This window comes from Actinoplanes ianthinogenes (assembly GCF_018324205.1).
Taxonomy (GTDB): Bacteria; Actinomycetota; Actinomycetes; order Mycobacteriales; family Micromonosporaceae; genus Actinoplanes; species Actinoplanes ianthinogenes.
On the sequence record NZ_AP023356.1, the window covers coordinates 7,132,157 to 7,152,719 of the forward strand.

The following is a 20,563-nucleotide window of genomic DNA, read 5'->3' on the forward strand; positions in this document are numbered from 1 at the left end:
GAGAGGGACGACGCCGATCGGTGGACGGTCAGGGCTGCTCGGGGTGACGCTGCTGGGGGACGCCGTTGCCGTTGGCGGGCGGGTCGACCGGGTCCGGACGCCGCCAGATCTCGTTGCCCGTCGGGGCGGCACGGCCGGCGGCGGTGCCGTTGGGGGCCGGGACGTCGGCGGCGACCTCCAGGATGACCGGTTCCGGGACGTGCCGGGCCGGGAGCGCCACGCCGAGCCGGCCGTGCCCGCGGTGCGCGACGAGCGCGGCCCGGTGGTAACTCTCCACCTCGGCGATGAACTGGTCGTCGGCGTAGACCGAGCCGTCGACCAGCGGACCGGGCCGGCCCTCGAGGACCGCGACCACGTCCTCGCCGGTCAGCGTCTTGTGCGTCTCCAGGGCGTGTGCCAGGGCCAGGACCTGCCGCCGGTTCTCGGTGAGGATGGCGGTCGCCCTGTTCATCATCTCGCTCAGGCTGTCCTCGATCCGGTCGGCCAGGGCGCGCCGGGCGCTCAGGTCGTTCTTCTCGCCCTTGGGCATCGCGCCGGGGGTGCCGACGCCGAGGCGGCTGGAGGCGGCGTAGGACGACACCGTCGACCCCATGCCCCAGACACCCTCCATGTTGGTGGCCACCGCGGTCGCCTGCTCCAGGTCGCCGGAGACGCCGGAGGAGCTGTCGCCGTCGAAGAACATCCGCTCACCGGCCAGCGAGGCGAGCGAGACCAGGATGTCCGACTCGTAGTGGCTGCGCCAGGTGGTGAACTGGTCCTCCGGCGGGATGCTGGCCACCATGCCCAGGTACCCGCTGCCCTTCTCGATCGTCGCGATGTCGATCTCCATGTGGTGCCGGGTCCGGTACGCCACCACCGCGTGACAAGCCTCGTGCACCGCCACCGCGTGCCGCTCCCGCTCGATGTACTCGACGTTCTCCGCCGGGCCGAGCTCCTTGAGCTGCTTCGCCTTGATGATGTCGCGCCAGGTGATGGTGTCCCGGCCGTCGCGGATCGCGGTGATCAGCGCCTCGTTCACCATGTCCTTGATGGTCGCGCCGGTCGCGTACGGCGTGATCGTCGCCAGCTTGTCGACCTGCTCGTCGGTCAGCTCGTGCCGGACCTTCTCCAGATAGCCCTGGTACGTCCGCACCCGCCCGGCCTTGCTCGGGTAACCCACCTTGTAGATCCGGTCGATCCGGCCCGGTCGCAGCAGCGCCTCGTCCAGCGCCTCCGGCAGGTTCGTCGCCATCATCACCAGGATCCGGTACTTCGGCGGCGGCTTGGGCCGCATGCCCAGCGCCCGGCGCACGTGCCGGTTGATGAACCCGCGCGGCTTCTTCAGCCCGGACAGCTCGGTGAGCAGGGCTTCGAGGGTGCCCATGCCACCGCCGCCGCCCATCCCGCCGCCGTACATCATGGCCTCACGGGCGGCCTCCCAGCGGGACTGCTCGGACAGGTAGGACATCCCGTTGCAGCCGGAGTGGCTGAACCCGCCGCGCGGGAAGCCCGGCCCGCCCTGCGCCAGCGCGCCCCGGTTGCCGAGCGAGTCCGCCTCGTCGAAGAAGACGATCACGCCGCCGTAGCGGAGCGCGAGTTTGCGCAGCTTGCGGAAGAGTCCCTTGACCTTCAGCACGCCGACGCCGAAGAACATGTTGATGAACGCGCCCGGGTCGACGAACACGTACGGCCGCCCGGTCTCGCCGGCCACCGCCTCGGCCATCAGGGTCTTGCCGGTCCCGGGCGGGCCCCAGAGCAGGATGCCGCCGGGCACGTAACCGCCCTGGCCCTCGATCGCCTCGGGACGTTCGAGGTAGACGATGTTCTCCTTGACCCGCTCCAGCACGTGGTCCTGGCCCCACACGTCGGTGAACCGGGTCTTCACGTCGTCCGGGTAGTAGACCTCGACGCCGCCCCGGGACAGGAACCAGAAGATCGCCGCGAACTGCCCGACCGCGATGAACAGGATGAAGATGACCTGGAGGAACATCGGCGCGGCCGACCACAGCAGGGCCGGGATCTGGAACAGCGCCAGGGCCGGGGTGGTGTCCAGGGCGGAGGCGAGCACCAGCGACACGACCGCGAGGAACAGCAGCCACTTGAAGACCCGGGTCAGCCGGTAGCGCGTCCAGTCGGAGAACATCCGGTGGGTGAGCCGCTCGACGCCGCCGAAGATGCCGTGCGTCCACATCCGGTGGTACCAGGAGACGTGCTCGCTGATCAGGTAGTGCAGCTGGCGGAGCACCTCGAGGCCGGCCAGCACCAGCAGGGTGATGCCGGAGCCGCTGTGCAGCCGGGCGTACATCGCGTCCTGGAACGTCAACAGCGGGTTGTCCGCCATATCTGTCCAGACCAGAGCGAACCAGGCGATCGTGAAGAGCAGCAGGAACTTGATCCGGTCCCAGAACGGGAGCTTCTTGCGAGTGGTGCGTTCCTGGCGTTCGCGGGGACCCTCGTCCGGTGGGCGCAGGCCCTCGGGGGTGACGTCAGTCGGAGCGGTCATCACTTGCTCCTCACCGTGAAGGATGTGGCGATGGCGTTCAATTGCTCGCCGCGTTCCCGGTAACAGCTCGTGGAGCACCGGATGAGGAGCATGTACAGCCGGTCACCGGTGTTGTTGACCAGGGCGGTCAGGTCGAAGGTGTGCATCACGCCGGTGACCGAGTAGTCGTAGACGACCCGGACGCCGTGAGTGCCGTCGGTCGGGGTGAGCACCTCGTCGCTGAGCAGTTCGAAGTCGCTCAGCTGAGGATCGTTCGCGGCCTCACGCGCGGCTGCGGTCACCGGCAGGACGCTGTTGCGCAGGTTGTCCAGCGACACGGCGTTCTGCTCCCGCTCCGTGAGCTGGGTGACCCGGGCGTAGACGATCGGCTGGTCGGTCGCGTCGTAGCTCAGCAAGTGCAGGCCGTTGGGGATCGAGGCGGCGTCGTAGGCCACCGACCACGAGTGTTGCCGGCGCAGTGCCGCGGTCGCCGAATCCGGATTGGTCCCGCTCAGGGCATTGTCGATGTCGTCGGCATCGGTCTCCGCCCAGTCGTGCGGAACCTTGAAGTAGGTCTTCTCGTCGGAGTTCTTCACGTAGGTGTATTCCGGAGCCGCACATCCCAGGGTGACCGCCGCAACGGCCACCACCGCCACTCCGGATTGGATCGCTCGTCTCAGCACTGGCAACCACCGCCCTGAACGCACCGCCCGTGCTAGCAGTATCACCCCAGGTTGTTACCGAACGGTGCTCTGATCTCCGTATTCGAGACCTTGAGTTTCGTGGTGCACCCAGGTGAATCGGCAAATGTCGACTCAATTGTGTCGACTCGATATAAAGATCAACTTCAAATTCGTCATTGACGCGCGGGCCGGTGGTCGTTCCGGCCGTCCGGTGACCTGTGGAGCTACGGTGGTGCGGGTGGACAGGATGCCCAAACTGACCCCGGTGGAGTGGGCTCGGCGGGTGCGCGCCGAGCGTGACCACCGCCGCCGGGAGAGCGCCGACGCGCGTGCCCTGGCCCGGCTCGACCGGCTCGGGCCGGAGTGGTCCCTGGTGGACCTGCCGGCCGGTCCCGGGTTCCTGGTGATCGGGCCCGGCGGGATCTACGCGGTCACGGTCGTCGACCAGGGACTCTCCCGGGTCCTGATCGTCGGCGACGCCGTGCAGAGCGGCGGCCGGCGCCAGTCCTATGTGGTCGACGCCAGATTGACGGCCCGGCGCACCGCGGAGGTGCTCGCCGCCGACCTCGGGCGCGCGGTGCCGGTGACGCCGGTGCTCACCTTCATCGGCTCCGGGACGATCAGCTTTCACGGACCGCCCCGGGAGTGCCTGATCTCCACGGCCCGGGAGTTGGATCGCCTGCTCGTGGCCGGTGGCAACCGGCTCAGCCCGGCCGCGGTCAAGAAGGTCGTCGAGGTCGCGGAGAAACAGGCCCGCGCCTGACGGCCCGCACGCCGGCGGGAGGCATTCCGGCAGGCGGCGGATCCCTGATGGCGGGCCGTCAGCCCGGCGGGGCGGCCGTGGAGGCGCGGATCCGCTCAGTCCGGCGGGGCGGCGGTGGAGGCGCGGATCCGCAGCGACGGGCTGATCACCACGCGGTGGGCCGGCCGGTCCGGGTCGGCGAGGCGGTCGGCGACCAGCCGGACCGCCGCCCGCCCGATCGACCGGCGCGGCGGCCGGACCGCGGTCAGTGCCGGGCTGAACAACCCGGCCACCTCGTCGTCGTAGGCCACCACCGAGAGCTGCCCGGGCACCGCGATCCGCCGCTCCTCGCACCGCTGGACCAGCGCGATCGCCTCCGGGTCGGCGTGCACCAGCAGGGCCGTCGTCCCGGTGGCCAGGCAGCGGTCGAGCACCTCGTCCAGGGCAGCCGCCGAGTCCGGGCTCTGCGCGTCCGGGATCAGCGCGTCGACCGTCGCGGCCACGTCCAGGGCGCACTCGGTGGCCGCCTCCCGCCAGCCGCGATGCACGTGCGGGCGGGTCGGGCTGTTCATCGCGAGGGCCACGCCGACCCTGCGGTGGCCGAGACCGACCAGGTGCCGGACCGCCATGGCGGCGCCCAGCGCGTGGTCGGTGACCACCGACTCGAGGGCCGCGTGGAACGGCCCGGTCGCCGCGGTGCGCTCCAGCAGCACCACCGGCAGCCCGGTGCCGGCCAGCCAGTCGATGGTCCGTCCGGCGGTCGGCACGTCCATCCGGGGCGCCACGATCAGCGCGTCCACCCCCTGATCGACCAGGCGGAGCAGGTGCGGCTGATCGTCCTCGGTCTTGTAGGACCCACCGCGCAGCACGATCCGCATCGCCAGCTCGCGGGCCGCCTCCTCGGCGCCCCGGGCCACCGCCGGGTAGTAGTAGTCCAGCGACGGCACCAGCATCCCGAGCGCGGTGACGTCCGGCTCCTCGGCCAGGGCGGGCGGGTCGTCCGCCGACGGCAGGGCCACGCCGCCGTGCACCCGCCGGACCAGGCCCTCGGCGGCCAGCTGCGCGATGTCCCGGCGCAGCGTCACGGCCGCCGCGCCGAGCGTCTCGGTCAGGTCGGAGATCCGCAGCACCCCGTCCCGCTGCAACGCCTCGAGCAGCCGCGCCCGCCGGGTCTCCGCCAGCGGACCCCGCTTGTCCGATGTGTTCACTCCGGCTCCTTGACGGTCAGGTCGAGCGTACCGATCGGGCCGAGCCCGCTCACGTCGATCTCCAGGCGGGTCAGGCGATCGCCCCAGACGGTGCTGAGCAGGGGATCGTCCAGCTCCCGCACGCTTGTCGCGCACGGTACCGGCGGACTCCAGCTCAGCCGCAGCAGGCCCGCGCCGTCCGGCGCGCGCACCTCGGCCGTGCCGTCGCCGACGCGCACCGCACCGGCCAGCACCAGGTGGATCCGCGTCGGCCGGTCGTCGCCGGGCTCCAGCTCCCACTGATCGGTCACGGTCACCGTGTCCCGATCAAGCCGGGCCGTCCGGCGCCAGGTCCGCACGCCCGCTCCCGGATAGGCGTCGGCAAGATCCAAGACCAGTTCCCGGTACGACCTGACGACGTCCCGAGCCCGGCACGCACGTCCCGCCGCCTGTGCCACCCCTCGGATCTCCGGAACGTTGTGCCAGGAGCTCCCCATCATCCACAGCTCGTACCGTCGCGGCCCGAACGTCTGCGCCGTGTACGTCGGCCGTCCCGGATCCACCAGCACCGGCACCCCGTTCAGCGCGACCAGGAAACTGCCCACGTCGTTGTGGTTGTGGTTCTCGTCGTTGTGCCCGCCCTTGACCGCCAGCGTCAGCCCGGCGGCACTACCGGCCGTCGCCCGCGCGATCAGCACCTGCGTCGACGGAAACCACACCTCCCGCGCCAGCCAGGACTCGCCCGCGAGGCCGGCCGGGTTGCCGGTGGCAGGGGCGGGTGGGGTGGTGGAGGCCGCGAGCCAGGCGGGGTCGGTCAGGGCGCGCAGGAGGCGGCCCAGGCCGTCGGACTCGTGGGCGACCGGCTCGCCGGGGCGGCGGTGGGCCGCCGCGTGGGCGAGTGCCGCCGGGTCGCCCGCACGGCGGGCTTCGCGGTGCAGTTGCTGCCACGGCTGGTCGCCGGAGGGGCGGGCCGAGCAGTCCGCGAAGTTGACATACCAGGGGCCGCCCAGGTGCATCCGGTGCGGGAACGCCACGGTCTCGCGCAGGACCGGGATCGCGCCGGCGGTCAGCGCCCCGTCCGAGGCGTAGGCCAGCACGTCGAGGGCCTCGAGGAGCCGGCCAGCGCCGTTCCACCAGTACCCGTAGCCCTCGTCGATCGCGCCGTCCGGGGGCAGCGCGGCGACAAACCGATCGATACCCTCGATCGCGAGCCGGACCAGCGCCTCCCGCCGCTCGCCGGGGTCGACCAGCTGCAAGGCGGCGACCAGGACGTTCCCGTGGATCCAGGGGTTCCAGTTGTGCACGTCCCCGAGCCACTGCCAGTCCCGCCGCCGCTCGAACGGCCCCAGCACCCGGCGCTCCACCTCCCACCGGATCCGCGCGCGCACGCCGGGCACCCGCTCGTCCAGTGGCGCCCCGAGCAGGTGGTCGATCCAGGCCAGGTCGGCGGCCACCTCGCCGGCGCCGAGATCCAGGTAGGGCTCGGCGACGGTCGGCACCACCGCGCCGTACCGCTCGAACGTGTCGTCGTGCGCGGGCCAGCACCAACTGCTCTGCTCGCACCAGAGGGTCACCCCGTCGGCCACCTCGTCCAGCCACCGCTCGTCGAGCGTCACCGCCGCGACCACCGCGGCCCGCGCGACCCGCTCGTGCCGCGCCCACACGACCTGCTCGTAGCCGTCCCGATCCCCGTCCCGGAAGTAGCGCGCATAACCGCTGGCCAACGGCACCGGCCACGGGGTCCCGAGCTCGGCCTCGGCCCGCGCTCGCAGCTCCCGCACGGTGGTCGCGTCGAGAGCGGCCCCGTCTGGGCGATGGCCGGCGTCGGGAGCGGCTCCGTCCGAGCGATGGCCGGCGTCGGGAGCGGCCCGGTCCGCGCGGTGGCCGGCAGGGTCGGGAGGGGTCCAGGCGGTGCGGTCGGTCGCCGGGGGGACCGGCAGGCAGCGGCCGGGTGGCCGCAGCAGCCCCGGCCCGACCGTCGGCCACAACTCGGCCAGAGGCCCGGTGAACGAGCTCATCGCACCACCCCCGATGTGATCGATTGAGATCGTATCAGATCACTTCGGCGGTCATGGATGCCTGCGCCGATCGCCACTCTGGACCGTCGGGAAGCAAAGCTCCAGGTTGAGAAGGCAGATCGCTTCTGAGCGCATCAGTTCGTAACAGACATTGACATGCTCGATTATGAGCGTTTTACTTCCACGCAACGATCGCTCCACTCCGGAGAGTGCCGCGTGCCTGAGGATCCGCGAACACCCGCCCCGTCCCGCCCCGACTGGACCCGCGAGCAGTGGCTGCACCTGGCCGACCGGATGCTCTCCGCCGCCCGTCGCCACGGTTCGCCCGGCCACGCCCGGATCACCTTCCCCGGCGCCGAGGGCGGTTACGGCCACGACGTGGACGGGCTCGAAGGCTTCGCCCGGACGTTCCTGACGGCCGGCTTCCGGATCGCCGGTGCCCGCGGCGAGGGCGTCGACGAGCTGCTCGACTGGTACGCGACCGGCCTGGCCACCGGCAGCGACCCGCACTCGCCCGAGCGCTGGGTACGGCTCACCGAGCACTCGCAGGCCAAGGTCGAGGCGGCGAGCATCGCGCTGATCCTGGACCTGACCCGCCCCTGGCTGTGGGACCGGCTCGACCCGGCGGTGCAGGAGCGGATCGTCGACTACCTCGCGCCGGCCGTCGGCGACGACACCTATCCACGGATCAACTGGGTCTGGTTCCGGATCGTGGTGCAGACGTTCCTGCGCTCGGCCGGTGGCCCGTGGTCGGCCGGGGACATCGCCGCCGACCTGGCCGCGCACGAGTCGTTCCGGCGCGCCGACGGCTGGCTCTCCGACGGGGACCGGCGCGGGTTCGACCACTACATCGGGTGGGCGCTGCACCTCTACCCGATCCTGTGGATGCGGATGCTCGGCGCGTCCGGCCTGACCGGCGGGCGCGAGAAGCAGTGGGTGAGCGATCTCGACCGGTATCTCCAGGACGCGGTCGCGCTGGTCGGTGCGGACGGGTCGCCGCTGGTGCAGGGACGCAGCCTGATCTACCGGTTCGCGGCGGCCGTACCGTTCTGGGCCGGCGTCGTCGCCGAGGTGCCGTCGGTGCCGGCCGGGCAGTTGCGGCACGCGGCCGACCTGGTCGTGCGGCACTTCGTGGATCGGGGCGCGCCGGACGGGGACGGGCTGCTCACCATGGGGTGGCACGGGACGTGGCGGCGGCTGGCGCAGTCGTACTCCGGGCCCGGGTCGCCGTATTGGGCGAGCAAGGGCCTGCTCGGGATCGCGCTGCCCGCCGACCATCCGGTGTGGACCGCGCCGAGCGTGCCGCTGCCGGTCGAGCGGGGTGACTTCGTCCGGACGGTGGCGGCTCCGGCCTGGATCGTCTCCGGCACGAGAGCCGACGGGATCGTCCGGGTGGTCAACCACGGGACGGACCACGGGTTCGAGGGGCGCGGTGGGGCGGACTCACCGCTGTACGCCCGGCTCGGCTACTCGACGGCGACCGCGCCGGTGCTCGACGAGGCGGGCTGGACCCGGCCCGAGGACCAGTCGGTGGTGCTCGTCGACCGGGACGGGAACACCACGCATCGCAGCGGGATGCGGGCTCTGGGCGTACCGGAAACCGGGTCTGACGGTCTGATCCACTGGGTGCGGATCGAGGACAGCGGTCCGGACCACGGGTCGGGGCGGGCCGGGACGGTCCGGACGGCCGCGCGTCTCACGGTCTTCTCGCTGGTCCGCGGGATCTTCGAGGTGCGGCTGGCGCAGGTCGACGACGTCCGCGACGATCCCGCGACGCTGCGGCTGCGGATCGGCGGCTGGCCGGTCACCGGCGACCTGATCTCCCATCTGTCCGCGATCCTGCCGCCCGGCGGCGCGACCGGGACCACCGTCCACGACGACGCCGGGCCGTTCGGCGGCCCGGTCCGGGTGCCCTGGGTCGACCATCCGGTCGAGCCGGGCGCCTGGACCGCCACGCTCGTCGCGCTCACCACCGCCTTGCCCGAGGAACCGCGCTGTCGTGTCGAGATCGGCGACACCGTGCGGGTGACCTGGCCGGACGGCGTCATCACGGAGCACCACCTCGATCTGATGAAGGAGCAGGGATGAAACGCTCGACAGCCGCCGTCACGGCGCTCTTGCTCGCGCTGACCGGTTGCTCGTCCGGAGACGGCGGGTCCGGCGGGGACGACGCGAACACGCTCACGCTGGCCGGGTGGAGCCTGGCCACCACGCCCGAGTTCAAGGTGCTCGCCGACGGGTTCCACGCGAAGTATCCGGACGTCACGGTCGCGCTCAAGGAGTACGACCCGAAGAACTACGACACCCAGATGATCGCGGACCTGGCGGCCGGCAAGGCGCCGGACGTGTACGTGCAGAAGACGCTGAAGAACTTCTACACCTACCAGAACGGCAAGCAGCTGCTGGACGTCTCGGACGTGGCGTCCGGGCTCGGCTCGGGCACCAACGGACTGTCGTCGTACCAGGTCGAGGGGAAGACGTACGCGATTCCCTATCGGCAGGACTCCTGGGTCATCTACTACAACAAGGCGCTGTTCGACCAGGCCAAGGTGAAGTATCCGGACGGGTCGTGGACCTGGGACGACTATGCCGACGCGGGCAAGCGGCTGACCACCGGGCTGAAGGCGGCCGGGTCCAAGGCGCTCGGCGTCTACGAGCACGTCTGGCAGTCGACGTTGCAGGGATTCGCGCTGGCGCAGTCGCCCGGCGCCGACCTGACCAGCGGGAACTTCGGTTACCTGAAGCCGTATTACACCCGGGCCGTCGATCTCCAGAAGGCCGGGGCGCAGGTCTCGCTCGGCGACGCGACCACCAACAACCTGACCTACCAGGCGCAGTTCGGCAAGCAGCAGGCGGCCATGATGACCATGGGCACCTGGTACATCGCCACCCTGCTCAGCCAGCAGAAGAGCGGCGACGCGGACAGGTTCGAGTGGGGCATCGCCCCGGCGCCGCAGCTCGACAAGTCGACCACCGGCACCTCCGCCACGCCGGTCACCTTCGCCGACCCGACCGGCATGGGTATCAACCCTAAGATCAATAAAGACAGGATCGACACTGCGAAGAAATTCCTTGCGTACGCCGGGAGCGCCGACGCCGCGAAGGCGCTCGCGGGCATCGGCATCACCCCGGCGAACACCGACGCCGCGGCCGGCACCATCTTCGCGATCCCGGGCGTACCCACCGACGCGGTGTCCAAGTTCGCGTTCACCAAGCACGACACCAAGCCGGAGAACCCGGTCGGCAAGAACACCGCGCCGTTGCAGAACATCCTCAACGACCTGCACACCGCGGTGCTGTCCGGCTCCAAGGACATCGACACCGCGATCGCCGAGGCGCAGGAGCGGGCCAAGAACGAGGTCCTCACCAAGTGACCCGCCGGAACACTCTGCTCGGCTGGGGCTTCCTGCTGCCGAACCTCGCCGGGTTCGCGCTGCTCACCATGGTGCCGGTGGTGCTGCTGTTCTACTACGCGTTCACCACCTGGGACATCTTCGGCGGCGCCGAGTGGACCGGCCTGGACAACGCCCGGCAGCTGATCCACGACGCCGTCTTCTGGACCGCGATGCGGAACACGCTGTACTACACGGTGTTCCACATCCCGCTCACCCTGGTGGTGTCGCTGGGGCTGGCGCTGCTGCTGAACAAGCGGCTGCGGGCCGTGGCGTTCTTCCGCACCGTCGCGTTCTTCCCCTACATCGCGTCGATCGTGGCCGTCGCCCAGGTCTGGAACATGCTGTTCAGCCCCGGGTACGGCCCGATCAACGCGATGCTGCGGGCCATCGGCGCCGACCATCCGCCGGGCTGGACCACCTCGGCGGACGCTTCGATGCCGGCGGTGATCCTGGTCGGCACCTGGCGGGAGATGGGCTACTTCATGCTGATCTTCCTGGCCGGGTTGCAGACCGTGCCGGGCGAGCTCTACGAGGCGGCCCGGGTGGACGGCGCCGGCGCCTGGCAGCGGCTGCGCGCGGTCACCCTGCCCTGCCTGCGCCCGACCATGTTCTTCGTGATCGTGCTGCTCACCGTGAACAGCTTCAAGATCCTCGACCTGATCCTGGTGATGACCAACGGCGGCCCCGGCCAGTCCACCCTGGTGCTGGCCCAGTACGTCTACCGCAAGGGCTTCGAGGAGAACCAGTTCGGTTACGCGTCCGCGGTGTCGGTCGTCCTGTTCCTGCTCTGCTTCCTGGTCACCGTCGTGCAGTTCGTGGTGAACCGGCGGAGGGAGGCCTGAGATGAGTCTTCTCCTGGACAAGCCCGCCGTGGCGGCACGGCGCGACCACCATCGGCGGCGTTCCTTCAAGTGGGGCCGCTTCGCCGGATATCTCCTTCTGGCCGTCGCCTCGGTGGCCGTGCTGCTGCCGTTCTACTGGATGGTCGTCTCCTCGCTGAAGACCAACAACGAGGTGTTCACCCTGCCGGTCCAATGGTTGCCCGCGGATCCGCAGTGGCACCACTACGTGGACATCTGGACCCGGTCGGACATGACCACCTGGCTCGGCAACACCGTGCTGCTCTCGGTGGTGGTCACCCTGCTCCAGGTGTTCACCGGCAGCTTCGCCGCGTACGGCTTCGCCAAGATCCGGTTCCCGGGGCGGGACCTGCTGTTCCTGGCCTACCTCGGCACCCTGGCGGTGCCCTGGCAGTCGTACATGATCCCGCAGTTCGTGCTGTTGTCGAAGATGCACCTGTCGGACACCCTGTGGTCGATCATCGCGATCCAGGCGTTCGGCGCGCTCGGCGTCTTCCTGATGAAGCAGTTCTACGAGTCGATCCCGGACGAGCTGATCGACGCGGCCCGGATCGACGGGATGAGCGAGTTCGGCATCTACCGCCGGATCATGCTGCCGCTGTCCACCCCGGCACTGGCCAGCCTCGCCCTGATCACCCTGGTCAACACGTGGAACGACTTCCTCGGGCCGCTGCTGTACCTGCGGTCCAGCGATCTGTGGACGATCCAGCTCGGCCTGCGTACCTTCATCAGCCAGTACAACGCGGAGTACGCCCTGATCATGACCGGCTCGGTGCTCTCCGTGCTGCCGATCGTGGTGGTCTTCCTGCTCGGGCAGCGGTACTTCGTCGAGGGCATCGCGACGACGGGACTGAAGGGATGAACCGGATCGGCACCCTCTTCGACCTGGCCTACCTGGCCCTGATGACGAACGTGCTGCTCGCCGTCGCGGTGCTGCCGGTGTTCCTCAGCCCGTGGCTGCTGGGGTTCGCGGCGCCCGGGCTGTGCGCGGCGTTCGCCGTCTTCGGCGCGTACCCCGGGCCGGTGGTCCGCACCTTCGTGCGGGCCTGGCTGCGGTCCTGTCGCCGGGCGCTGCCGCTCGGCGCGTTGGCCACGGCCGTGGTGGTCGTGCTCGGCGTGGACATCCGGGCCGCCTGGGAGCATCCCGCCGGTGCGGTGGTGATCCCGGTGCTGGTGGTGCTGATCGGGCTGGTGGTGGCCACAGCGGTGCTGGCGCTGGTGGCGATCGCCGGCCGGCCGGACGCCAGGCTGCGTGACGTGTTGCGGGCCGGGGTGTTCGGGGGAGTGCGCCGGTGGTATCTGACGGTGCCGTCGCTCGGGGTGCTGGTGTTGTGGGAGGCGCTTTACGTGGCGGCGCCGGTGCCGGCGGTCAGCCTGGCGGCGTCGCCGCTGCTGTATGTGGTGTGGGCGAACAGTCGCTGGACGCTGTCCCCCCACTCGCCCGTCCCCACCCGCCCAGGGGGGCCTGCCCCGGGCCAGTCTATTCGTGATCGTGGTGCCGGGCGGGCGGCCTGTGGACGAGCCGCCGGTGTGGACGACGCGCGCCGATCCGCGGAGCCCGCGACCCAGCCCTGAGAACCAGCCGACCTCCCGACCGAAAGGACCACATGACGGCGATCGACGTGACCGCCGCCGCGGTGACCGCGGCACTGTCCATCATCGACGGCAACCTGCACGAGTTCGGCGACGAGTATCCGGACGACACCACGGTTGGGGACCGCTACCCGATGCGGGCCGGGAACGTGGGATGGACGACCAGTTTCTGGCCCGGGATGCTCTGGCTGGCGTACGACCTGACCGGGGACGAGAAGTATCTGACGGCGGCGAGCGGGCACGTCGGGAGCTTCGCGGCACGGGTCGACGGGCGGGTCGACGTGGACACCCACGATCTTGGTTTTCTGTACACGCTGTCGTGCGTGACGGCGGTCCGGCGTACCGGGAATCCGGTGGCGAAGCGGGCCGCGCTGGCGGCGGCCGACCACCTGATGTCTCGCGTCCTGCACCCGGCCGGGATCATTCAGGCCTGGGGTGACCTGCGGGATCCGGCGCAGCGGGGCCGGACCATCATCGACAGCCTGATGAACACGCCGCTGCTGTTCTGGGCGGCGGAGGAGACCGGGGAGCACCGGTACGCCGAGACGGCGTGGCGGCACGCGGCGCAGCTGCGCGACCACATCCTGCGGCCGGACGGGAGCACGTACCACACGTTCTACTGGGATCCGGTGAGCGGCGAGCCGCTGCGCGGGGAGACCGAGCAGGGTCACGCCGACGAGTCGTGCTGGGCGCGGGGCCAGGCCTGGGGCGTCTACGGGTTCCTGCTGAACCACCGGCACACCGGCGACGAGTCCTTCCTCACCGCGGCCCGGCGCTGCGCCGACTACTTCCGGGCGCACCTGCCGGCCGACGGCGTGCCCTACTGGGATCTCTCGCTGACCGGCGTCGAACGGGACTCCTCGGCGGCGGCGATCGCGGCGTGCGGGCTGTGGGAGCTCGGCGAGCGGGACGCGGCCGGGCGCATACTCGGCTCACTGATCAGCGACTACCTCAGCGGTGGCAACGCGCTGCTGCGGCACGGCGTCTACGACAAACCCAAAGGTGTCGGCGTCGACGAGGGAACGCTCTGGGGTGACTACTTCTACCTGGAGGCCCTCACCCGCGTCACCCGGCCCGGCTGGACCCATCCCTGGTGAAGGAGCTGTCATGGATTACCGGTACCACTGCTACATCCCGGCCGAGCCCGGGCTCAACGAGCTGCCGTTCAACCCGTGCTCGCTGCTCGGTTTCCAGCTGCTCCGGCTCGGCGCCGGGGAGTCCTGGTCGGGTGAGTCCGGCGACCGCGAGATGCTGGCCGTGATCCTCAGCGGCAAGGCCACCTTCACCGTCGGCGCGGCCAAGTTCGCCGACGTGGGCGGCCGGGCGAACGTGTTCTCCGGAAAACCGCACTCGGTCTACATCCCGGCCGGCGTCGCGGTGACCGTGGAGGCGTCCGGGCCGGTGGAGATCGCGCTGCCCAGCGCCCCGTCGGACCTGGCCGTGGACCCGTACGTGATCGAGCCGGCCCGGGTCGCGTCCGGCCGGTGGGGAGCGGCGAACTTCGGGCGGACGTACCACCAGATCCTCACCGAGATCGCGCAGCCGGACCTGCCGGCGCGGCGGCTGATCGTGGGGGAGACGTTCACCCCGAGCGGGAACTGGAGCACATACCCGCCGCATCGGCACAAGAACGACAACCTGCCCGCCGAGGCGGCCCACGAGGAGATGTACTACTTCAAGGTGCAGCCCGGTGACGGGTTCGGGATCTGCCGGATGTACACCGACGAGGGCTACGAGGAGAACTTCACGGTCCGCGACCACGGGGTGCACATGATGCCGGAGGGATATCACACGGTGGTCAGCGCGCCCGGGTACATCACCTATTACCTGTGGTTCCTGGGCGGGACGCAGCGGACCCAGGGCGCGCTGGAGGACGTGAACCTGTCCTGGGTGGGCAGGTCCGTGCCGATGCTGCGCGACCTGGGGCACTGACGATCCGCGGGATCAGGCCCGGCGCTCGGCCGTGATCAGGATCGTGGTCGCGCCGGGCGTCTCCGGGCCGCGGGCCACCTCGGCGAAGCCGGCCTTCGCCGCGACGGCGGCGGACGCCTTGTTGGCCTCGGCATACCGGATCGCGACCCGCTCCACGCCGGGCAGGGTGAGGGCCACCCGGGTCAGCACCGTGACCGCGGCGGTCATGTAGCCCCGGCCGGCATACGGGGTCCGCATCCAGTAGCCGATCTCCAGGGTGCCCGGGCCCATCCGGGTCATCAGGCCGATCGAGCCGGCCAGCTCGCCCACGGCCGTGAAGATCGCGTAGTTGAACTCGGTGCCGGCCGCCCAGTTGTCCACCGACATCTGGATGTAGGCGCGGCTCTCGTCGAGGCCGTAACCGTCGGTGGCCCAGGGCAGGAACGGCTTGAGCTCGGGGAGGGACTCCTGGACCGCCGCCGCGGCCTCGGCGGCCCAGGCCGGTTCCCAGCGCTTGAGGACGATCGTCCCGGCGTTGATCATTTCGGGTGCTTCCATGGCGGCCACTGTGCCGCCGACCGGCCCGGCAGGCAAACCGATTGCCGCCCGGGTCAGGCGACCCGGGCGCGGCGGTGCTGTTTGCCGGCGTACATGGCGGCGTCGGCCTGGGCGATCAGGGCGGTGCGATCGAGCCGGGCGCACGGGGTGGTGCGGGCCGCGCCGATGGTGACGCCCACCGAGACGGTCGCGTCGGCCAGCGGGATCGGCGCACCGACCGTGCCGGCGATCCGGTCCCGCAGGTCGGCCACCTCGGCCTCGGTGCCGGATCGGCAGAGCACCACGAACTCGTCGCCGCCGAGCCGGCCCACCGCGTGCCCCTGGCCGGCCACCGCGGTGAGGCGGGCGGCGACGGTCCGGAGCACCTCGTCCCCGGCCGCGTGCCCGTGCCGGTCGTTGACCGGTTTGAACCCGTCCAGGTCGCAGAGCAGCACGGTGACCGGATGCTGGGTGGCCAGCGCGCGGTCGATCTCGGCCATGATCTGCCGCCGGTTGTACAGGCCGGTCAGCTCGTCGTGCGAGGCCTGGTAGGCGAGCACCCGCTCGGCCTTCTCCCGCTGCCCGGACAGCTGCTTGAAACGGATCAGCACCAGCGGGATCACCAGCAGGGTGGCGACCGGCAGCTGCGGCCCGGCCCGGTCGTCCCCGCGGATGGCCTGCACCGCGGTGATGGCCGGGTTCACGCTCAGCGCCACCCCGAGCCAGCCGAGGTGGAACCGGCCGGGCCGGCGTTCGGTGACCCCGGTCGGCTCGATCGCGGCCGGCGCGCCCGGGTGCACCGCGCCGGCCGCGATGGTCAGGAAGGCGACCAGCATCAGCACGCCGGACCAGGTGCCGCGGTGCGGCACCCCGAGCGCTCCGGCGGTCAGCGCGGCGCCGGTCAGCACCACGGTGAGCAGCAGGTAGCCGATCGTGCCGCGGGCCGCGCCGGTGGCCGCCGAGGCCATCCGCAGCAGGCAGCCGATGACCGCGCAGAGCGCGAGCACGTCGGTCAGCACCTGCGCCTGGCCGACCGGGGTGGCGCCAGCCGGCAGGTGCGGCTCGAACACCCAGATCCAGAGCGCGCCACCGGCGCACAGGCCGAACATCGCGGCGTCGACGATGCCGCCGGCGTCCGCGCTCATCCGGTGCCGGACCGCCATCGCGGCGCCGACCATGAACAGCCCGTGCGCGGCGGCGAGCAGCAGGTCGGCGGGACGGCCCTCGGCCCGGCCCAGGTGGCCGTCGATGATCCAGTACGGCCAGAGCAGCTGGTCGGTGAGGAGCAGCAGGAGACCGCCGATGGCGACCAGCCACGGCCGGGGGTGCGCCAGGTGCCCGGAGACCAGGGCCAGGACGAACAGCCCGATCGAGGCGATCACGACCAGCGTGTAGATCACCGCGCGGACGCCCGGCGTGGCCAGGGCGAACCCGCCGCCCGCGCCGAGGGCGCAGGTCAGGAAGCCGGCGTGAACGATCCACGCCGGCGCGGTGGCGTGGGGCCAGCGCATCCGGTTCACCCCTCTCGGCTCGGCCGCTTCCCATCGGCCGGGACGGGGCCGATCTGAGTCGTCCCGATCGCGACGGGTGGCGCCGATAGGTCATACGAAAAGCTGATATGCCCGAATTCTTGGGAAACTTACGGTAGGTCCCGTCAGTCGATCCCGGCCGGTGAAGGAGGTGCCTCGATGCGCGGTCGTACCTGGAGCTGAAGTTGCGCGAGGTCTCGACGGGAAAGGAGGGCCGCCATATGCGTGGTCGTAGCTGGAATTGAGCATCCTTTGAACGTGGTTTGACCGTCAGCGACGGCGGGTCGTCCCAACTGGACCTGGGACGACCCGCCGTCGACCTATGTACAGGGAAGTATCGTTGCCCGAACAGCCGGCAGGGTACCGCGAGGTCTTCGCGGTCCGCGAGTACCGCCACCTCTTCACCGCCAACCTGCTGTCGATGATCGGCGATCAGCTGACCGCGGTGGCCTTGTCGTTCCTGGTCTACCAGCGCTCCGGATCTTCGCTGCTGGCCGCGCTCACGTTCGCCGGCTCCTACCTGACCTGGGTGGTCGGCGGCCCGCTGCTCGCGGTCCTCGCCGACCGGCTGCCGCGGCGCCGGGTGCTGCTCGGCGGCGACCTCGTCCGGGCCGCGCTCGTGCTGCTCATGCTGGTCCCGGGGATGCCGGTGGCGCTGCTGGTGGCGATCGCGTTCGTGGCCAACCTGTGCCGCCCGCCGTTCCAGTCGGCGCGCTCGTCGCTGCTGCCCGACATCCTTCACGGCGACCGCTACCCGGTCGCGAACGGCCTGGACAACATCGTCGCCGAGGTCACCCAGGTGGCCGGGTTCGCGCTGGGCGGCCTGCTGGTCACCGTCGGCTCGGCGCAGACGGTGCTGGCCGTCGACGCGGCCACCTTCCTGCTCTCCGCCACGCTGATCGCGACCGGTCTGCGCCGCTGCGCGGCGGCCACCGAGGTCGCCGCCGAACCGTCCGGCTCCTGGTGGGCCGAGACCACCGCCGGGGTACGCGTGGTCTTCACCGACCGCGCCCTCCGGTCCTACCTGCTGCTCTTCTGGCTGGCCTGCCTGGTGTACGGCACCGAGGGGGTGGTCGCCCCGCTGGCCGGCGAGTACGGCGGCGGCGCCCGCGTCGGCGGCCTGCTGCTCGCCATGATGCCGGCCGGGGTGGCGATCGGCGGCGTCCTGCTCACCCGGTTCTGCCCGCCGGAGCTGCGACAGAAGCTGATGCTGCCGCTCGCCGTCCTGTCCTGCGCCGTGCTGCTGCCGGTCGCCGCGCAGCCGCCGCTGCCGGTGGTGCTGGTCCTGCTCTTCGTCAGCGGGCTGGCCGGCGCGTTCAGCATCCCGCTGAACGCCCTCTTCGGCCGGGCCGTCCCGGCCGCCTACCGGGCGCGCGCGTTCGGGGTGGCGATGTCCGGGCTCTGCGCGGTGCAGGGCCTGTCCATGCTCGGGGCCGGTGCGGTCGCCGAGACGGTCCGCCCGAGCCTGGTGGTCGGCGGCGCCGCGCTGCTGGCGACGCTCGCCGTCCTGGTCGTGCTGGCCACCTCGGCCGGTGTCTTCACGCCCGCCCGGCCGGCTCAGCCGGTGGCGGAGCCGGAACGGGACCCGGTCCCGGCCTGACGGTCAGCCGAAGGTGGTGGGCTTGGTCGGGCAGCCGTTCGCGGCCTTCCACTTCTTGACCGCGGCGACCGGGGACTTGTTCTTCCCGGCCTTCCAGGCGTCCAGGTACGGCCACGGGAAGACGGTGCCGCGCTGGTTCCACCAGTCGCCGGACTTCGCGCACGGCGGGGAGATGCCGAAGTGCAGGTGGCAGGCGCTGGCGTCGCCGGTGTCGCCGGTCTTGCCGATGGTCTGGCCGGCGGTGACCCGAGCGCCGACGGTCACCCCGGCGGCGATCTTCGACAGGTGCGAGCCGTAGTAGCGCACGCCGTCGTCGCCGAGGATGGAGATGGACAGGCCGCCGCGGGTGGCGCCGTCGTTGACCGAGGCCTTCCACCTGTCGACGGTGCTGACGGCGAGCACCTCGCCGTCGGTGACCGCGCGGAACTTGTTGCCGCAGCCGGTGATCACGTCGGTGGCCGGGTAGTCGTGGTGGGTGTGCGCGTACGAGTTGTTGCCGACCACCGGGAAGACATAGGTGAAGCTGGTCGCCTTCTTCGACGCGGAGGGGCTGACGCTCGGCGAGGCGCTCGCGCTCGGGCTCGCCGGTGGCGCGCTGGTCACCTCGCTCGCCGGGGCCGCCGCCGAGGTGGCCGGCGCGGCCGAGCCCGAGACGGCCGACCCCTCGCTCACGAAGTACGGCTCCTCGTTCTTGTCGCCACAGGCCGCCAAGGCCAGCGCCGCCGTCATGGCCGCGACTCCGGCCACGAACTTGCGCATCCCGCCGTCCCCTCATCCGCCGTCCGGCGACGCGGGCGCGACGCCGACCGCCCACTCTAGGGGGCCCGGCGGCGGACGGCGACCCGGACTTGTCAGGATTTGCGCCACGGGAGCTGTGGTCGTACCCCAAGCGGCGGCCGGAGGGGAAGCGGACCGGGAGGGTCAGGCGGGCCGGGAGAGAGTGGTGATGATGCGATCGATCTCGGTCAGGGCGTAGGCGGCGAGCCGTTCCTGGGCGGCCTGCGCGTCCGGGTTCGTCTCCTCCAGGTCGCCGAGGACGACGATGTTCTCGTCGTTGAGCGTGGCGGCCGGGGCGGTGTAGTTGAAGCTGCCGATGATGGTCAGCTTGCGGTCGATCACCATCAGCTTGTGGTGGATCTTCCGGACGCCGTTGCCGGGCGTGTTCTCGTAGAGCTGCGCCCCGGCGGCCTTGAGCGGCTCGGTCGCGGCCCACCGTTGCGAGCCCTGCCCGCGGTCGAGGACACCGCGGACCGGGACGCCGGCCCGCAGCATCCACTCCATGGTGTCGTCGATGCCGGACGACTGGGCGAAGGTGAACATCGCGAAGTCCACCCGCTCCTTCGCCTTCAGCATCTGCTTCATGATCTCCATCTCCGGGCCCTGCTCCGGGGCGAAGACGGGTTTCACCCGGATGCCGCCGAGCCGGAACTCGCGCGGCCGCGGCTCGTGCCGCTCGTGCAGGTCGCCGAAGGTGCCGCTGCGCAACCGGGCGAACTCGGCCATGTAGAGATCGGCCGCGGTCCTGCCGTGCAGCACGACCACGTGGTTCAGGTTGTTGCCCGGTTTGTCCAGGACGTCCGGCGGGTTGGTGCCGGTGTCGGTGTGGGTGAAGTTGGTGGAGCCGGTGAGGACGGCGGCGGTCGGTTTCCCCGGGTCCCGGACCATGAACTTCTGGTGGAAGATGTACGGGTTCAGGTCGGTGACCAGGTCGATGCCGGCGCGCAGCAGCGCCGCGTGGATCACCCGGTTGCCCTCGTTCTCCCCGCCGATCAGCCACGGGTCGGCGACCGGTTTCTCCTCCCGCAGGTAATCGCCCTCCAGGATGATCTGCATCTTCACCCGCCGGGCCCGGGCCGCCACGATCGCGTCGGCGATCAGCCGGGAGTCCAGCTCCTGCACGGCGATCAGCAGCTTGCTGGTCGCGCCGTCGATGAACGCGCGGATGACCGCGTCCAGGTCGTCCGGTCCACCCAGCACCGGTGGGCCCGCGTAGAACTCGATTCCGCCGAGGTCAGCACCCATGGGGCCAGTGTGCGCCGGGGCCCGG

At 71.1% G+C, this 20,563-nt stretch carries 17 protein-coding genes; 9 read left to right on the forward strand and 8 right to left on the reverse strand.

The genetic code is table 11. The annotated features are described in order from the left end of the window. Positions 1–28: 28 nt before the first annotated feature. Both Aiant_RS32450 and Aiant_RS32455 read right to left on the reverse strand, forming a co-directional pair. On the reverse strand, positions 29–2,482 hold the full coding sequence (locus Aiant_RS32450; protein ID WP_189333557.1) for an AAA family ATPase: 2,454 nt from the start codon (positions 2,480–2,482) through the stop codon (positions 29–31). Further along, positions 2,482–3,111: a hypothetical protein gene (locus Aiant_RS32455; RefSeq protein WP_229830755.1), complete on the reverse strand. Its 630-nt coding sequence runs from the start codon at positions 3,109–3,111 to the stop codon at positions 2,482–2,484. The genes Aiant_RS32450 and Aiant_RS32455 overlap by 1 nt, the downstream gene beginning before the upstream one ends. A 280-nt stretch (positions 3,112–3,391) precedes the next feature. Between Aiant_RS32455 and Aiant_RS32460 the strand changes: the two genes are divergently transcribed. After that, on the forward strand, positions 3,392–3,907 hold the full coding sequence (locus tag Aiant_RS32460; protein WP_229830801.1) for a hypothetical protein: 516 nt from the start codon (positions 3,392–3,394) through the stop codon (positions 3,905–3,907). 95 nt (positions 3,908–4,002) lie between these two features. Here Aiant_RS32460 and Aiant_RS32465 read toward each other — a convergent pair whose 3' ends face one another. Together Aiant_RS32465 and Aiant_RS32470 are read right to left on the reverse strand one after the other, a co-directional pair. Then, positions 4,003–5,094, reverse strand: coding sequence for a substrate-binding domain-containing protein (locus Aiant_RS32465; RefSeq protein ID WP_189333554.1), 1,092 nt, complete (start codon positions 5,092–5,094; stop codon positions 4,003–4,005). Next, positions 5,091–7,091, reverse strand: a complete 2,001-nt coding sequence (locus Aiant_RS32470) for a heparinase II/III domain-containing protein (RefSeq protein WP_189333553.1) — start codon at positions 7,089–7,091, stop codon at positions 5,091–5,093. Before Aiant_RS32470 ends, Aiant_RS32465 begins: the two co-directional genes overlap by 4 nt. 216 nt (positions 7,092–7,307) lie before the next feature. Here Aiant_RS32470 and Aiant_RS32475 point away from each other — a divergent pair, with 216 nt between their 5' ends. Genes Aiant_RS32475 through iolB form a run of 7 tightly spaced genes read left to right on the forward strand, consistent with a single transcriptional unit; the run spans position 7,308 to position 14,871 of the window. Further along, positions 7,308–9,179, forward strand: coding sequence for a DUF2264 domain-containing protein (locus Aiant_RS32475; RefSeq protein ID WP_229830752.1), 1,872 nt, complete (start codon positions 7,308–7,310; stop codon positions 9,177–9,179). After that, complete coding sequence (locus tag Aiant_RS32480; RefSeq protein WP_189333551.1) at positions 9,176–10,465, forward strand: extracellular solute-binding protein; 1,290 nt, start codon at positions 9,176–9,178, stop codon at positions 10,463–10,465. Before Aiant_RS32475 ends, Aiant_RS32480 begins: the two co-directional genes overlap by 4 nt. Beyond that, complete coding sequence (locus tag Aiant_RS32485) at positions 10,462–11,328, forward strand: carbohydrate ABC transporter permease (RefSeq protein ID WP_229830749.1); 867 nt, start codon at positions 10,462–10,464, stop codon at positions 11,326–11,328. The genes Aiant_RS32480 and Aiant_RS32485 overlap by 4 nt, the downstream gene beginning before the upstream one ends. A 1-nt stretch (position 11,329) precedes the next feature. Further along, positions 11,330–12,208 (forward strand): carbohydrate ABC transporter permease, encoded by an 879-nt coding sequence (locus Aiant_RS32490; RefSeq protein WP_189333550.1) that lies wholly within the window; start codon positions 11,330–11,332, stop codon positions 12,206–12,208. Beyond that, complete coding sequence (locus Aiant_RS32495) at positions 12,205–12,921, forward strand: YesL family protein (protein WP_189333549.1); 717 nt, start codon at positions 12,205–12,207, stop codon at positions 12,919–12,921. The genes Aiant_RS32490 and Aiant_RS32495 overlap by 4 nt, the downstream gene beginning before the upstream one ends. Before the next feature lie 32 nt (positions 12,922–12,953). After that, positions 12,954–14,036: a glycoside hydrolase family 88 protein gene (locus tag Aiant_RS32500; protein ID WP_189333548.1), complete on the forward strand. Its 1,083-nt coding sequence runs from the start codon at positions 12,954–12,956 to the stop codon at positions 14,034–14,036. 10 nt (positions 14,037–14,046) lie between these two features. Beyond that, entirely contained in the window at positions 14,047–14,871 is an 825-nt protein-coding gene (iolB, locus tag Aiant_RS32505; protein ID WP_189333547.1) for a 5-deoxy-glucuronate isomerase, read from the forward strand. A 12-nt stretch (positions 14,872–14,883) separates the two neighbouring features. Here the strand turns inward: iolB and Aiant_RS32510 are convergent, their stop codons facing one another. Together Aiant_RS32510 and Aiant_RS32515 are read right to left on the reverse strand one after the other, a co-directional pair. Further along, the gene (locus Aiant_RS32510; protein ID WP_189333546.1) at positions 14,884–15,408 is read right to left on the reverse strand and encodes a GNAT family N-acetyltransferase; all 525 of its coding nucleotides are present in this window, start codon (positions 15,406–15,408) and stop codon (positions 14,884–14,886) included. Positions 15,409–15,461: 53 nt separating this feature from the next. Further along, entirely contained in the window at positions 15,462–16,898 is a 1,437-nt protein-coding gene (locus tag Aiant_RS32515) for a GGDEF domain-containing protein (RefSeq protein ID WP_189333545.1), read from the reverse strand. A 358-nt stretch (positions 16,899–17,256) separates the two neighbouring features. On the opposite strand from Aiant_RS32515, the gene Aiant_RS32520 reads away from it, so the two are divergent. After that, a complete protein-coding gene (locus Aiant_RS32520; protein WP_189333544.1) occupies positions 17,257–18,516 on the forward strand; it encodes an MFS transporter in 1,260 nt (419 codons plus the stop codon). A gap of 3 nt (positions 18,517–18,519) precedes the next feature. Here the strand turns inward: Aiant_RS32520 and Aiant_RS32525 are convergent, their stop codons facing one another. Further along, positions 18,520–19,275: a M23 family metallopeptidase gene (locus tag Aiant_RS32525; RefSeq protein WP_189333543.1), complete on the reverse strand. Its 756-nt coding sequence runs from the start codon at positions 19,273–19,275 to the stop codon at positions 18,520–18,522. A 162-nt stretch (positions 19,276–19,437) separates the two neighbouring features. Continuing rightward, complete coding sequence (locus Aiant_RS32530; RefSeq protein ID WP_189333542.1) at positions 19,438–20,538, reverse strand: phospholipase D-like domain-containing protein; 1,101 nt, start codon at positions 20,536–20,538, stop codon at positions 19,438–19,440. Between the last annotated feature and the right edge of the window lie 25 nt (positions 20,539–20,563).

Bases quoted from the DNA above. Each gene is read 5' to 3' on its own strand.
- Aiant_RS32525 (WP_189333543.1), bottom strand. From the start codon at position 19,275: ATGCGCAAGTTCGTGGCCGGAGTCGCGGCCATGACGGCGGCGCTGGCC.
- Aiant_RS32500 (WP_189333548.1), top strand. From the start codon at position 12,954: ATGACGGCGATCGACGTGACCGCCGCCGCGGTGACCGCGGCACTGTCC.
- Aiant_RS32530 (WP_189333542.1), bottom strand. From the start codon at position 20,538: ATGGGTGCTGACCTCGGCGGAATCGAGTTCTACGCGGGCCCACCGGTG.
- iolB (WP_189333547.1), top strand. From the start codon at position 14,047: ATGGATTACCGGTACCACTGCTACATCCCGGCCGAGCCCGGGCTCAAC.
- Aiant_RS32515 (WP_189333545.1), bottom strand. From the start codon at position 16,898: ATGCGCTGGCCCCACGCCACCGCGCCGGCGTGGATCGTTCACGCCGGC.
- Aiant_RS32470 (WP_189333553.1), bottom strand. From the start codon at position 7,091: ATGAGCTCGTTCACCGGGCCTCTGGCCGAGTTGTGGCCGACGGTCGGG.
- Aiant_RS32480 (WP_189333551.1), top strand. From the start codon at position 9,176: ATGAAACGCTCGACAGCCGCCGTCACGGCGCTCTTGCTCGCGCTGACC.
- Aiant_RS32495 (WP_189333549.1), top strand. From the start codon at position 12,205: ATGAACCGGATCGGCACCCTCTTCGACCTGGCCTACCTGGCCCTGATG.
- Aiant_RS32450 (WP_189333557.1), bottom strand. From the start codon at position 2,482: ATGACCGCTCCGACTGACGTCACCCCCGAGGGCCTGCGCCCACCGGAC.
- Aiant_RS32490 (WP_189333550.1), top strand. From the start codon at position 11,330: ATGAGTCTTCTCCTGGACAAGCCCGCCGTGGCGGCACGGCGCGACCAC.
- Aiant_RS32510 (WP_189333546.1), bottom strand. From the start codon at position 15,408: ATGGAAGCACCCGAAATGATCAACGCCGGGACGATCGTCCTCAAGCGC.
- Aiant_RS32460 (WP_229830801.1), top strand. From the start codon at position 3,392: ATGCCCAAACTGACCCCGGTGGAGTGGGCTCGGCGGGTGCGCGCCGAG.